At 63.1% G+C, this 13,098-nt stretch carries 14 protein-coding genes; 7 read left to right on the top strand and 7 right to left on the bottom strand.

The window, feature by feature from the left end:
• The first annotated feature begins 26 nt into the window (after positions 1 to 26).
• The 3 genes from dsrE2 to OGR47_RS09540 all read left to right on the top strand — a co-directional run bounded on the left by dsrE2 (position 27) and on the right by OGR47_RS09540 (position 2,257).
• Positions 27 to 527: a sulfur carrier protein DsrE2 gene (gene dsrE2, locus OGR47_RS09550; protein ID WP_246729544.1), complete on the top strand. Its 501-nt coding sequence runs from the start codon at positions 27 to 29 to the stop codon at positions 525 to 527.
• 9 nt (positions 528 to 536) lie between these two features.
• Positions 537 to 764, top strand: coding sequence for a sulfurtransferase TusA family protein (locus tag OGR47_RS09545; RefSeq protein ID WP_165048487.1), 228 nt, complete (start codon positions 537 to 539; stop codon positions 762 to 764).
• A 149-nt stretch (positions 765 to 913) separates the two neighbouring features.
• Positions 914 to 2,257 (top strand): OmpP1/FadL family transporter, encoded by a 1,344-nt coding sequence (locus OGR47_RS09540; protein WP_165048485.1) that lies wholly within the window; start codon positions 914 to 916, stop codon positions 2,255 to 2,257.
• 276 nt (positions 2,258 to 2,533) lie between these two features.
• Here the strand turns inward: OGR47_RS09540 and OGR47_RS09535 are convergent, their stop codons facing one another.
• From OGR47_RS09535 to OGR47_RS09510, 6 genes are all read right to left on the bottom strand, one after another.
• Positions 2,534 to 3,652, bottom strand: coding sequence for an Mrp/NBP35 family ATP-binding protein (locus OGR47_RS09535; RefSeq protein ID WP_165048483.1), 1,119 nt, complete (start codon positions 3,650 to 3,652; stop codon positions 2,534 to 2,536).
• A gap of 77 nt (positions 3,653 to 3,729) precedes the next feature.
• Positions 3,730 to 3,942: a GDCCVxC domain-containing (seleno)protein gene (locus OGR47_RS09530; protein ID WP_216697901.1), complete on the bottom strand. Its 213-nt coding sequence runs from the start codon at positions 3,940 to 3,942 to the stop codon at positions 3,730 to 3,732.
• The gene (locus tag OGR47_RS09525) at positions 3,939 to 4,889 is read right to left on the bottom strand and encodes a 2-oxo acid dehydrogenase subunit E2 (RefSeq protein WP_165048481.1); all 951 of its coding nucleotides are present in this window, start codon (positions 4,887 to 4,889) and stop codon (positions 3,939 to 3,941) included. The genes OGR47_RS09530 and OGR47_RS09525 overlap by 4 nt, the downstream gene beginning before the upstream one ends.
• A gap of 97 nt (positions 4,890 to 4,986) precedes the next feature.
• The gene (locus OGR47_RS09520) at positions 4,987 to 6,411 is read right to left on the bottom strand and encodes a pyruvate dehydrogenase complex E1 component subunit beta (protein ID WP_165048478.1); all 1,425 of its coding nucleotides are present in this window, start codon (positions 6,409 to 6,411) and stop codon (positions 4,987 to 4,989) included.
• A 146-nt stretch (positions 6,412 to 6,557) separates the two neighbouring features.
• Positions 6,558 to 7,565 (bottom strand): pyruvate dehydrogenase (acetyl-transferring) E1 component subunit alpha, encoded by a 1,008-nt coding sequence (pdhA, locus tag OGR47_RS09515; RefSeq protein WP_165048476.1) that lies wholly within the window; start codon positions 7,563 to 7,565, stop codon positions 6,558 to 6,560.
• 145 nt (positions 7,566 to 7,710) lie between these two features.
• Entirely contained in the window at positions 7,711 to 8,487 is a 777-nt protein-coding gene (locus tag OGR47_RS09510; protein WP_165048474.1) for a DUF1499 domain-containing protein, read from the bottom strand.
• A gap of 199 nt (positions 8,488 to 8,686) precedes the next feature.
• Between OGR47_RS09510 and OGR47_RS09505 the strand changes: the two genes are divergently transcribed.
• A complete protein-coding gene (locus OGR47_RS09505; RefSeq protein ID WP_165048472.1) occupies positions 8,687 to 8,878 on the top strand; it encodes a hypothetical protein in 192 nt (63 codons plus the stop codon).
• 149 nt (positions 8,879 to 9,027) lie between these two features.
• On the opposite strand, the gene tuf is transcribed toward OGR47_RS09505, so the two are convergent.
• On the bottom strand, positions 9,028 to 10,218 hold the full coding sequence (gene tuf, locus OGR47_RS09500) for an elongation factor Tu (RefSeq protein WP_216697900.1): 1,191 nt from the start codon (positions 10,216 to 10,218) through the stop codon (positions 9,028 to 9,030).
• A gap of 422 nt (positions 10,219 to 10,640) precedes the next feature.
• Between tuf and OGR47_RS09495 the strand changes: the two genes are divergently transcribed.
• From OGR47_RS09495 to OGR47_RS09485, 3 genes are read left to right on the top strand one after another with little or no spacing between them, the layout of a single operon-like run.
• Positions 10,641 to 11,783 (top strand): DUF3611 family protein, encoded by a 1,143-nt coding sequence (locus tag OGR47_RS09495; RefSeq protein ID WP_246729611.1) that lies wholly within the window; start codon positions 10,641 to 10,643, stop codon positions 11,781 to 11,783.
• A gap of 10 nt (positions 11,784 to 11,793) precedes the next feature.
• A complete protein-coding gene (locus tag OGR47_RS09490) occupies positions 11,794 to 12,564 on the top strand; it encodes a hypothetical protein (protein WP_165049883.1) in 771 nt (256 codons plus the stop codon).
• 45 nt (positions 12,565 to 12,609) lie between these two features.
• Entirely contained in the window at positions 12,610 to 13,080 is a 471-nt protein-coding gene (locus tag OGR47_RS09485) for a hypothetical protein (protein ID WP_165049885.1), read from the top strand.
• Positions 13,081 to 13,098 lie beyond the last annotated feature (18 nt).

Genomic DNA, 13,098 nt, shown 5'->3' with positions numbered 1-13,098 from the left:
CCGGGGGGCCAAGGAACGGACGCATCGTGACACAAGAGACGGCCCAAAGCCGGAAATCGCTCACCATCATCGTTTCGAAAGGCACGCTGGACTGGGCCTATCCGCCCTTCATCCTCGCGACGACCGCGGCGGCGATGGACATGGACGTCACGCTCTTCTTCACCTTCTATGGTCTCGGCCTCCTCAAGAAGGAACTCGATCTCGAGGTTTCGCCGCTCGGCAATCCGGCGATGAAAATGCCGATCGCCGGCGCGCATATCGGCATGCCCAATCTTCTCGCGGCGCTGCCGGGCGTCACCGCCGGGGCGACGGCGATGATGAAAAACATGATCGAGAAGAAGGGCGTCGCGAAAATAGACGAGCTGCGCGACATTGCGCTGGAGAGCGGCGTGAAGCTCGTCGCCTGCCAAATGACCATGGACCTTTTCGAATTCAAGAAAGAGGACATGATCGAGGGCGTGTCCTTCGGCGGCGCAGCAACCTATCTCGAAGAGGCCGCGAAGGCCGACATCAACCTGTTCATCTGAAGAATGACAATGACCGACAAGACCTTGGATGCGCGTGGCCTGAACTGCCCGATGCCGATACTGAAAACCAAGAAAGCCTTGGGCGAAATCCCGGTCGGCGGGCTTTTGGAGGTGCTCGCCACCGACTCCGGTTCGATGGCCGATTTCGAAGCCTTCGCTCGCCAGACAGGCGACGAGCTGGTGACCGCGGAAAAGACCGCCGACCATTATCGCTATGTTATCCGGCGGCGGCGCTAAAAGCTAACTTATTGCGGCCGCTAACAAATTCTGTTGCAAATACGTAACATTACTTAAGAATTTGCAGGCGGGAGCTCGAGCGGCCTGCCGGTTGATCCGCGACTCTGTTAGCTTTGTTGCTGGAATATTTCCGCCGCTGGGCTTCCGCAATGAACAAAGCACTCTCGCGCCGCTTCGCCTTCACTCTCGCCTTTTCCGCGCTTCTCCTCGCGGAGCCCGCCGCCTTCGCCGCCGATGGCTACTTCATGATCGGCTACGGTCCGCGCCAAAAGGCGCTCGCCGGCGCCGGAACGGCCGACCAGCGCGACGCCATGGCGATTTCCGCCAACCCTGCCGGCATTGTGGGGCTCGAGCGGCAGTTCCAACTCGGCATGACGGTCATCAACGCCGACCGCGGCTACTATACCGAAGGAGCGCCTCGCGTCGTCGCTCCCGGCAATGTCGAGAGCGGCCGGCCCTGGTTCCCGGTGCCCAACGGCGGCTATGTGCAGCCGATCGACGCGGACTCATCCTGGAGCATCGCCAGCTACGCCAACGGCGGCATCAACACGGCGTACAGCTCGGCCTATCGACGCGCCCCAAACGGCGGCGTTTTCGGCGCGGGCTTCGCCGGCGTCGATCTGGAGCAGGCCTTCATGAGCGTCTCCTATGCGCGGCGATTCCATACGCCAATCGGCCCGATCGCCATCGGCGTCGCGCCCACCGTCGCCGTGCAAATGGTCAATATCCAGGGCGCCAAGGTCTTCGCGCCCTATTCGTCGAACCCCTGGGAACTGTCGGACATGTCCTACGACTGGTCCTGGGGCGGCGGCCTCCGCGCAGGCCTGAACTGGGGGATCACCGACAGGCTGCGTTTCGGCGTTGCGGCGTCGACGCCGATGTGGATGTCGCGCCTCGACAAATACTCCGGGCTGATCGGCGATCACGGACGCTTCGACGTTCCCGCCAGCATGCAGGCCGGCCTCGCCTATGATCTCTTCCCGAATTTGACGGTCATGGCGGACTGGCGCCACATCTTCTATTCCGCCGTGCCCTCGCTGGGGAATCCATCATTCCCGATCACCTTCCGCTCGATGGGCGGCTCCAATGGACCGGGTTTCTTCTGGAAGGATACGGATTCGGCGGCGGTCGGCGTGGAATGGCGCTATTCGCCGACGCTGACATTGCGGACGGGCTATCATTATAGCACCGGGGCGGTGCGCCCCCTCGCCGTGACGCTGAATGTGCTGGCGCCGATCCTCAACCGCCACCACGCCGCGGCCGGCTTCAATTACGCCATCACCAAAAATTCGTCCATTGATCTCGGCTTCGTCTACGCCTTCAAAAACTCGCTCAGCGGGCCGGAGACGATCCCGCAGCTTCCGGGCTTGCCGTTTGGCGCCATCAATCCGGCGGCGAAAATCACGCCCTGGGTGCAGGCGTGGGAATTGACGCTGGGCTACAACTATAAATGGGACGCGGGCGACAACTCGATTATCCCGACCCATTTCTGAAAAAGCCCATAATACGAGATCCGTTTGATCGGTTCACTGTCATTCCCGACGCTCGCGCAGCGAGCGATCGGGAATCCAGAGCAAAACCAGCGCTTTTGTGGCTCTGGATTCCCGGTCGGGCTTTCAGCCCGCCGGGAATGACAAAGCCTCGATGCAAGCTGTTCAAATGGCAATCGGCTAACAATATCCAGAGCCGGGTCGCGGCTCTGGATTGCTTCGCACGTCTGCGAAGCCGGGTATACCCGGCTTCGAAAACATGTTCGCAATGACGGCGCGTCAGCCGACGACGATATTGGGCGCGGCGCGCTGCTTGGTGGTTTCGAGCAGCGTCTTCACCTTGGCGGCGAGGTTGAGATAGACGGCGGCCTGCGGGCTGTCGGGCTCGGCGCCGACCACCGGACGGCCGGCGTCCGATGTCTCCCGGATTTTCATGTCGAGCGGCGCTTCGCCCAGGAAGGGCACGCCCATCTGCTCGGCGTCGTGGCGCGCGCCGCCATGCGAGAAAATCTCCGACCGTCCGCCGCAATGCGGGCAGAGGAAATAGCTCATATTCTCGATGATCCCGAGGATCGGCGCCTCGACCTTCTGGAACATGGCGACCGCTCGGCGCGCGTCGATCAGCGCCAGATCTTGCGGCGTCGAGACAATTACCGCGCCGGCGATTGGCGTCTGCTGCGCCATGGTGAGCTGCACGTCGCCTGTGCCGGGCGGCATGTCGACGACGAGCGCGTCGAGATCGCCCCAGGCCACCTCCCCCAGCAATTGCGAAAGCGCCTGCGCCACCATCGGCCCGCGCCAGACCATGGGCGTGTTCTCCTCGACGAGGAAGCCCATGGACATGATCTTCACGCCATAAGCTTCGAGCGGCACGAGCTTGCCGTTCTCCACCTTCGGCTTGTCATGCAGGCCGAAGAGCCGCGGCGCCGAGGGGCCGTAGATGTCGGCGTCGAGGAGCCCGACGCGCCAGCCCTGCGCCGCGAGGCCGAGCGCGAGATTGGCCGAGGTCGTCGATTTGCCGACGCCGCCCTTGCCGGAGGCCACCACGACGACATAGCGGATTTTCTCCAAAGCCGGCGCGAGGCCCTTGCGCGCCTGCGGGGGCGGCGGCGCGGCGTGGGAATGGCCGTGATGGTGGTCGTGCGCTTTCGCGGCGCCGAAGGCGCGCTCGGCAGTGAGCGTCACGACGACCGCCTCGATGCCCGGCACCGCCTTGATCGCCTTCTCGGCGTTGGCGCGGGCGATCTCCCAGCCTTCGGGCTTTGCGGGATCGCCGGCGAGCGAGACAAAGGCTTTCGCGCCGGAAAGATTGATGCCGCTCACCGCCCGCGCCAGCGAAATGCCGCCAGGCGCGTAGAGGTTTTCCAGCGCTTTGAGAATATCCGCTTCCGTCGCCACGGGCCGCTCCTTGTATCTTTAGAGAAAGTCTAAACAAGGATATGCCGACAAATCTCGCGCGCGTCCACGGCGATATTTTAGTGCAGACTGGGGCAGCAATGCTGTTCCGCCTGGATTGGCGGGCACGGAACGTCGCCATAGGAGCAAAAGACGCAGCAATCGCCCTCTTTCGGCGTAATCCGGGCGCCGCAGGCGGGGCAATCATAGACGACGACACAGGCGTTTTCGGCCATAGTGAGCGTTTCAGCGTGTCCGCAGCGGGGACAGGTGAGCGTGGAGGCAAGCCTCATGCGAACAACCCCATTGGCTGCTCGATCAGCGCCTTGAAAGCCGCCAGCAGCTCCGCGCCCAAGACCCCGTCCACTGCGCGATGGTCGCAGGATAGCGTCACGCTCATAATGGTGGCGACCGTGGGCGCGCCGTTCTTCACGACCATCCGCTGCTCGCCCTTGCCCACGGCGAAGATCGTCGATTGCGGCGGGTTGATCACCGCCGAAAAATTCTTGATCCCATACATGCCGAGGTTGGAGACGGCGGAGACCCCGCCTTCATATTCCTGCGGCTTCAATTTCCGCTCGCGGGCGCGGCCGGCAAGCTCCCGGATCTCGTCCGAAATCTCGCGAACTGTCTTCGCCTGCGCGTTGCGGATGATCGGCGTAATGAGCCCGCCCGGAATGGCGACCGCGACGCCGATGTCGGAAGCCTTGTGCTTCAACATCGCCTCGGGCGCGAAGGTGACATTGGCCTCGGGCACGCGCTGCAAGGCGAGCGCCAGCGCCTTCACGATATAGTCGTTGACCGAGGTCTTCCATTCCGGCGACCCATCGCTGCGCTTGGGCGCGGCCGCGTTGAACTCCTCGCGAAGACGCAGGAGCGCGTCGATCTCGCAATCAACGTCGAGGTAGAAATGCGGTACGGTCTGGATCGACTCCGTGAGGCGGCGGGCGATCGCCTTGCGCATGGAATCGTGCGGGACTTCCTCGAAGGAATCGGCCGCATAGAACTTGCGTGTGGCCTCGGCCGAGGGCGCCTCGGCGAGCGCGACCGGCCTTGCTTCAGGCGCCGCCTTACGCGCCCCGCCCGCCAGCGCGCTTTTTACGTCGCGCTCGATAATGCGGCCATGCGGGCCGGAGCCGGTCAAGGCCGAAAGATCGAGTCCGCCTTCCTTAGCGAGACGGCGCGCCAATGGCGAAGCGAAGACGCGAGGATGGGAGGGATTCGGCGCCGCGACGTTCATTTCCAGCGATTCCACATGGCTCAACCGAACTGGTTGTTTGCGAGCCTGAAGGCTCGCGGTCCCGGACCGCGCGCCTTCAGGCGCGCTTGAATGTTTCCTACCCGCGATAAAGAACCGCCTTCGCCGCCGCCACGACTTCCGCGACGCTCGGCAGCGCGAGCTTTTCCAAATTCGCAGCGTAAGGCATGGGCACGTCCTTGCCGGTCACGCGCGCGATCGGCGCATCGAGATAGTCGAAGGCCTCCTGCTGCAGGCGCGCGGCGATCTCGGACCCAACGCCGCATTGCGACCAACCCTCTTCTATCGCCACGCAGCGGCCGGTTTTCTTCACCGACTCGACGAGCGTGTCCGTGTCCATCGGGCGCAGGGTGCGCAGGTCGATGACCTCCGCCTCGATCCCATCCTTCGCCAGCGCCTCGGCGGCGCCGAGCGCGTAAGTCATGCCGATCGAGAAGGAGACGAGCGTCACATCCGTTCCCGGCCGCGCGATGCGCGCCTTGCCGATCGGCAGCACGAAATCCTCGAGCGCCGGCACTTCCGAGGTCTTGCCGTAGAGAATTTCATTCTCGAGAAAGATCACCGGATTGTCGTTGCGGATGGCCGCCTTGAGCAGGCCCTTGGCGTCGCTGGCGTTGGAGGGCGAAATGACGATGAGCCCGGGCACTTGCGAATACCAGGCGGTGTAGTCCTGGCTATGCTGCGCGCCGACGCGCGCCGCGGCGCCGTTCGGGCCGCGAAAGACGATCGGGCAATGGACCTGCCCGCCCGACATATAAAGCGTCTTCGCCGCGGAATTGACGATGTGGTCGATGGCCTGCATCGAGAAATTGAAGGTCATGAACTCCACGATCGGCCGCAGGCCCGCGAAAGCGGCGCCGACGCCAATGCCGGCAAAGCCATATTCGGTGATCGGCGTATCGCGCACGCGCATGGGGCCGAATTCCTGCAGCAGGCCCTGCGTCACCTTATAGGCGCCCTGATATTCGGCCACCTCCTCGCCCATGATGAAGACGTTCGGGTCGCGGCGCATCTCCTCGGCCATGGCGTCGCGCAAGGCTTCGCGCACGGTCATGGGAATCATGGTTGTGCCCGCCGGCACTTCCGGCTCGGCGGAGACGGGAGGCGGCGCGGCGACGCTGACGGGCTTGGCTTGCGGCGCGGCAGCCTGCGCTGAGGCCTCTAGCCGGGCCTTGTTCGCCTCGCCGGCTTCATCCTGCGGCGCGGTGGGCGGCGAAGGCGCCTTTGCCGCTGGCGGCGCTTCGACCGCGGAAGCGTCCTCGCCTTCGCCGGCGATCACTGCGATCGGCGTATTGACGGCGACATTCTCCGTGCCGCCCGGCACGAGAATGCGCGCCAGCACGCCCTCGTCGATCGCTTCGACTTCCATCGTCGCTTTGTCGGTCTCGATCTCGGCGATGACATCGCCGGCCTTCACCGCATCGCCTTCGTTCTTGAGCCATTTGGCGAGCTTGCCCTGCTCCATGGTGGGAGAAAGGGCGGGCATGAGGACGTTAATGGTCATGGCTCGAAGCCCCCTCCCCAACCCTCCCCCGCCTCGCGGGAGAGGGAGCAAATTGTCGCCTTCATTGAGGCTGCTGATCGTGATCGTTCCCTCTCCCGCTTGCGGGGGAGGGACAGGGAGGGGGAAAACATCAAGCACATAAAATTTCAGGCTCCCGCCAGCACGTCCGTATAAAGCTCGGAAGGATCCGGCTCCTTGTCGCTCGTGGCAAAATCCGCCGCATCGGCGACAATCTTGCGAACATTGGCGTCGATTTTCTTGAGCTCGTCCTCGGCGACGCCGTCGGCGAGCAGGCGCAAGCGCACCTGTTCGATCGGATCATGCTCCTCGCGCATCTTCTGCACTTCTTCCTTGGAGCGGTATTTGGCGGGATCGGACATGGAGTGGCCGCGATAGCGATAGGTCTGGGCCTCGAGAAGATACGGCCCCTTCCCCGAACGGCACCATTCCAGCGCCTCGGCGGTCGATGCGCGCACGGCGCGCACGTCCATTCCGTCAACCTGATGGCCGGGAATGCCGAAGGCGGCGCCGCGCATGGCGAAGTCGGTCTGCGCGGCGGCGCGCGTCAACGATGTGCCCATGGCGTAGCGGTTGTTTTCGACGATGAACAACGCCGGCAGCTTCCACAGCGCCGCCATGTTGAAGGCTTCGTAGACTTGTCCCTGATTGGCCGCCCCTTCGCCGAAAAAGGTGAGCGACACCTTGCCGTCGCCGCGATAGGCGTTGGCGAGAGCGATCCCCGCGCCGATCGGCGCCGGCGCGCCGACGATGCCATGCCCGCCGAAGAAATTCTTCTCCCGCGAGAACATATGCATCGAGCCGCCCTTCCCTTTGGAATAGCCGCCCCTCTTGCCCGCGAGCTCCGCCATGACGCCCCTGGCCTCCATGCCGCTGGCGAGCATGTGGCCGTGGTCTCGATAGCTCGTGGTGAACTGGTCGCCGTCGCGCGCCGCCATTTTGGCGCCGACGACGACCGCCTCCTGGCCGATATAGAGATGGCAGAAGCCGCTGATGACGCCCATGCCGTAAAGCTGGCCCGCCTTCTCCTCGAAGCGGCGGATCAGCAGCATCTCTCGAAGCGCGTGAAGCTCTTCCTCACGGGTGAAGTTCGGAACGCTGTGAACCGCGCTCGCGCCGTCGCCTTGATTGGCCATGGGCTGTCCTCGGCCTCCTGCCCGTTAAACTGGAGAACGAGCGCGACAATACCAGAGTCGTTGTTCAAAAACGAGTGACGGCGTCGGACCGCACGCCTATCGATCGGAGAGAGCTGCGCGCAAGAAGGCGCGCGGTCCAATTGGCCTATCGCGCGTCCAATTGCGTTTGCAGTTCCTCGGCGAAGGCGACGATTCGCGCGGCGTTGGCGCCGAAGTCGTGCCGGCCGTAACGAGACGCCGAGCGCAAATCGATGCGCGTCTGGCCGGGCAGCGGCTTGAGCCGAATGGTGATGTCCTCGTCGAAGCCCATGATCGGCGTCTTGTCCAGGAAATCGGCGTGCCCTTCCCCGGTTCGGCCGCCGGGCGGGCGTTGATCCACGACCTTCCAGCCGACGGCTTTCGCCGTTTTCAGCACCAGCGCAAAAGCTTCGTCGGCGTCGAGGTCTACGACGATCGGCTCGACATCGGGGTAAGCGGGGCGCTGCGCCTCGCGGGCTTTGGGCGGCAATCCTTTGGGCTGGAAGCCCTTGCGCGCGTCGTAGGCGGCGCGCGACAGTGAGAAGTAAGGGGGATTACCGACGTCGGTGGAAATGTCGGACAGCACCGGGAGACGAACCGCCTCGACAGCGAGATAGGATGGATAAGCGAGCGTGAGCAGCGCGATCAGGCCGCCGCCGACCGCCGATCCAACGCCGCGTCTCCCCGTCCGCCAGATGACGACGCTTGCGGCGCCGACGAGAAGCAGCGCCACCAAGGCCAGCGCCACGGCGGCGCCGAAAGCGGCGAGCGCCGACGACGGCTCGATGACGTTCAGCCGCGCAAGCAGAACCGAGAGCAGCGCCACCGTCGCCCCGAAGAGAGCAACGTCGCGACTCCATAAAGCGGCTTGCGACCACGGCTCAGGCGGAAGCGTTCGACGCATATTGGTAGATAGCCTCGCATGAAGTTCGCCAGCGGGCGGGCGCGAGCATTTTTCGGCCAAAACATCGCCGAATGCAATGATCGCCACTCTTCGCCGCGCCAAGCGCGGGCATTAGCGACAAATTAAATAGAAACCAGCCAAATTCGCTGCGCTCTTACACCCTGCGTCAGCGTCGAGCGTCCGCGTAAAGGAAACCGCCATGTCGGATAAATCATCGGCCCAACCCAACCCGTCCCAATCCGGCGGGCATCCTCACGATCTTCTGGCGCGGCTCTACCGCGAAATCGGCATTTCCGCCGTCGCCGCCGCATTGCAGATTTCCGAAAGCGACGCTGAGGACGACGAAGGCCTAGCCCCGTGGGTTCCGCTGGGTGAGGACCTCGCCGCCTGATGCAAGCCCCCCCGCCCGGGCGAAGCGGCGCAAGGCTGCTTCGCGCAGGCTTAAGGCGAAGCGCCTCAGCTTGTATTCTTGTAAATAAAAAAAGCCCCGCGGCGCCTGCCAGCGGGGCTTTCTTTAATCCGGCCACTTGGACCGCTCAGTTACTCGATGATCGAAGCGACGACGCCCGCGCCGACCGTGCGGCCGCCTTCGCGGATAGCGAAGCGCAGCTTCTCTTCCATGGCGATCGGAACGATCAGCACGACTTCCATCGTGACGTTGTCGCCCGGCATCACCATCTCGACGCCCTCAGGGAGCGTCACGATGCCGGTCACGTCCGTCGTGCGGAAGTAGAACTGCGGACGATAGTTGGTGAAGAACGGCGTGTGACGGCCGCCTTCTTCCTTGGTGAGGATGTAAGCCTCGGCCTTGAATTTCGTGTGCGGCTTCACCGAACCCGGCTTGCACAGAACCTGGCCGCGCTCCACGTCCTCGCGCTTCGTGCCGCGCAGCAGGCAGCCGACGTTGTCGCCCGCCTCGCCCTGATCGAGCAGCTTGCGGAACATTTCGACGCCGGTCACCGTCGTCTTGGTCGTCGGGCGGATGCCGACGATCTCGACTTCCTCGCCGACCTTCACGACGCCGCGCTCGATGCGGCCCGTCACCACCGTGCCGCGGCCAGAGATCGAGAACACGTCTTCGACCGGCATCAGGAAGGGCTGATCCTTCGGACGCTCCGGCTGCGGGATGTAGCGGTCGACTTCCTGCATCAGCTTCAGGATCGCGTCATGCCCGATCTCGGGATTCTTGTTCTCGAGCGCGCACAGAGCGGAACCCTTGACGATCGGAATATCGTCGCCGGGGAAGTCGTACTTCGACAGCAGCTCGCGGACTTCGAGCTCGACGAGCTCGAGCAGTTCCGGATCGTCGACCATGTCGACCTTGTTGAGGAACACGACGAGCGCCGGCACGCCGACCTGACGGGCGAGCAGGATGTGCTCGCGGGTCTGCGGCATCGGGCCGTCGGCGGCCGAGCACACGAGAATGGCGCCGTCCATCTGCGCCGCGCCGGTGATCATGTTCTTCACATAGTCGGCGTGGCCGGGGCAGTCGACGTGGGCGTAGTGGCGGTTCGCCGTCTCATATTCGACGTGCGCCGTCGAAATGGTGATGCCGCGCGCCTTCTCTTCCGGAGCCTTGTCGATCTGATCGTAGGCCGTAAACGTCGCCCCGCCCGTCTCCGCCAGAACCTTGGTGATCGCCGCCGTCAACGACGTCTTGCCGTGGTCGACGTGCCCGATCGTCCCGATGTTGCAGTGCGGCTTGGTGCGAGAGAATTTTTCCTTGGCCATTGTCCCGTTCCGATTGGGCGGGTCCTCCGCCCGCGCGCGGCGGGCTTTTACGGGGTTACAAGGCCAAGAGCAAGGGGGCGCCGCCGGGATCAGGGCTCTGAATGGAGGTTAACACCTAACGCAGCCACGTCATGCCCGCGCTTGTCGCGGGCATCCACGCCACGCCATTACGACGCGCGGCGAAAGGAAGTGGCGTTGCTCGCTCATGCTCCAGCTGTCCGCGTCGGCGGCGCAGCGTGGATGGCCGCGACAAGCGCGGCCATGACGCCGAGTAGCGGGACTCGCCGGCGCGGACCCTTTGGCGCAGGGACGCAAGGCGGCGCTTGGGCTATATTGCAGCGCGGAAGGCCGCGAAGGCGCGTCGCAATCCCGCCGAATGGAGATGTCCGATGGGCTCCGATCCTAGGCGCAATTTGTTGTCAGTGTTGGTTTTTTGGATTTTTCTTGCTACCGGCGCCGTGGCGCTTAGCGTCGGCGCGGTTCGCGAGCACGCGCAACTGGACGCCGCGACGCGCGCCTCCCTCACCGAGCTGCACATATCGCTCGGGCTGACAGCGGCGCTTTTCCTCGTCGCGCAAATCCTGCTCGGCCTCACTCTCTATCTCATGGTCGAGAGCGGCGGGCCGCACAATGCGCGGCGCATGATCGGCTTCTGGCTCAGGCAGGCGATCTATCTCTCGTTCATGGCGGCGGCGGCGGCCGGGGCGCTCGCGGCGGTCTTTCGAGGCGAGCAGATTTTCTTTTGGGAATACCCACTGCCCTTCTGGGACGCGGGCGCGCCCCAGGCCGCAGAGCATCTTCAACTCGCGCATATAATCGCCGCTTATGCTTTTGGCGCCCTCGCCGTCCTTTACGCGGCTTTCGCGCTGTTCGACCGTCTCTCTCCCGCCTCCGACAAGGCGATCGAGCAGCCTGCGCCGGCGAGCGTTGCGGCGATGATTGCGGATGGCCTCGCACAGAGCTTTCGCTTCTTCGGCGCCACGGCTTTTTGGGTGCAGCTCTTTCTCGGCGTCGTGTCGGCGCTGTTGCTGGCTTTCGCCTTTGCGGGCCATAGCGTGAGCCCCGGCGGCTCGAACTTCGGCGAACCCATCTATTGGGCGTCGGCCGCCTTGGCGCTCATGCTACTCTCTATCCTGTTCGGCTATCGCGACATGAACGCCGCCGCCGCCATCCGCAGCCGTCCCGAACGCTATCTCGCGCATGAAAGGCGCATGGCCTTCTGGTTCGTCGGCGCGGGCGGCTTCGTCAATGTCATGGGCGCGCTGTTGTCTTTCATAGGCGTCGGATTGAGCGTCGCACTGCTCATCGGCAAGACGGTGTCGCAGCCGCCGGGCATCGCCATCACCGATCCCAGCAAGATCATCCGCGCGCTCGACGTGTTCGTCCTGCTGGTGAATTTCAGCCTGCTCTTCGCCCATTGCATCGGCGTCGGCGTCGCGGCCTGGCTGAGCATCAGCGCGCTGAAGGCGCGGCATCAATATGTGGTGGCAAGGGAGATGGCGCGCGCGCAGGAGGAGAAGAGCGCGGCTGTGGTGGCGGCTGTGTCGGGCGGTGTGGGACAGTAAAGGAGAGCGAATGTCAGCAAAAAATGGCGTGCCGACGGCCCTTCCAAGGAATCGCTACGCGTTGTCACAATCCGAATTTCCCCGCGAGGTCGCTGAGTTCATAACTTTCGTCGGCGCTGCTACGCTGGATAAGAAAACCCGCAAGATAGAACAACGCTTGCAGGCGCTTAAGCCTACTATTCGCGCAATCTATGGCGACCGCTATTTCTTTCAGGAAGAGTGCCTTCGCTTTACCTACGGCATTCCCGCCTTCAGCCTTGACATCGCCAATCCGCAAGCAGTTCGAGCGGCCGCGTTGGTCGCAGGCATCAACCGCATCAGCCGCTCGCTTTCTGCTAAGGCTGCCGACCGATTTCGCTCGATGATCATTGACAATCTGGGTCGGGACATACGCCAGCTCGAGCATGAGATTTGCTGTTGGACGCATTTCGTCCGAAAGGGCTTCCGCGTAACTTTCGCCGATCTCGAAGGCGCCGACCGTTTCGACCTTCTCGTCGAAACTCCGGCGGGCCATGTAGCAGTCGAATGCAAGACGATGGGCGACGACACCGGCGATCAAATCAAGACTGACTCGCTCGTCAATCTTACAGCCATATTCGATCGAACGGCAGAAGCACTTCTCACTAACGTTGACTCAGGCCAATTCACGCTGACTCTTAAGAAGGCTGCGGACGAGTGCAAGAACTTGCCAGGTAGGTTTGAAGCGGCATTGAAGGCTGGCATCAATAACCCCTTTGAGACGGAGGACTTTTCTCTTGCATTTTCGCCGAAGCCGGAATAGCAAGCGCTTCTAAATACGGATGCCGTTGACGAGCTTGAGCAACAGGTGCAGCTGGCGACGGAGAATGACAAATCCGAGCGCTTCACCATCTGCGTTATCACCTCGCACAAAGTGTTTGGCCTCGCGGTTCGCTCGCATGCCCCAACACGCTTCAGGCGCCGCCTAGTGCAAATTCTTAAAGGAGCGGCCGACCAATGCCCCGCCAATAGGCCAAGCGTGGTCTGGCTTCACTTTATCGGCGTTGCGGAAGCTGACTTTCGAGCTCTATGTGACTTTTCGATCAACGGCAGCGGAGCCGGGTTGAATGCCGTGGTCGCCGATGTACTGCATCCGGATGCGAGCATAACGGATCGCTCGCATGTTCAACGGATTCTTTTCAGCGTGCAAAGCCGAGCGCTACGCCAACATCAGATGCTCGACCCCAATCTTATCGTGATCCCGATCGTGTCTCACAGCACAACCTGTTTCGACGTACCGAACCCAAAGAGCAAATTTGCCCCGCTCATCGAGATCTGACTACTGCATTGATATGAG

Source organism: Methylocystis sp. MJC1 (assembly GCF_026427715.1).
Classification (GTDB): Bacteria; Pseudomonadota; Alphaproteobacteria; order Rhizobiales; family Beijerinckiaceae; genus Methylocystis.
Note: the sequence above shows the minus strand (reverse complement) of the source record. Positions and strands in the feature narration are given on the sequence as shown.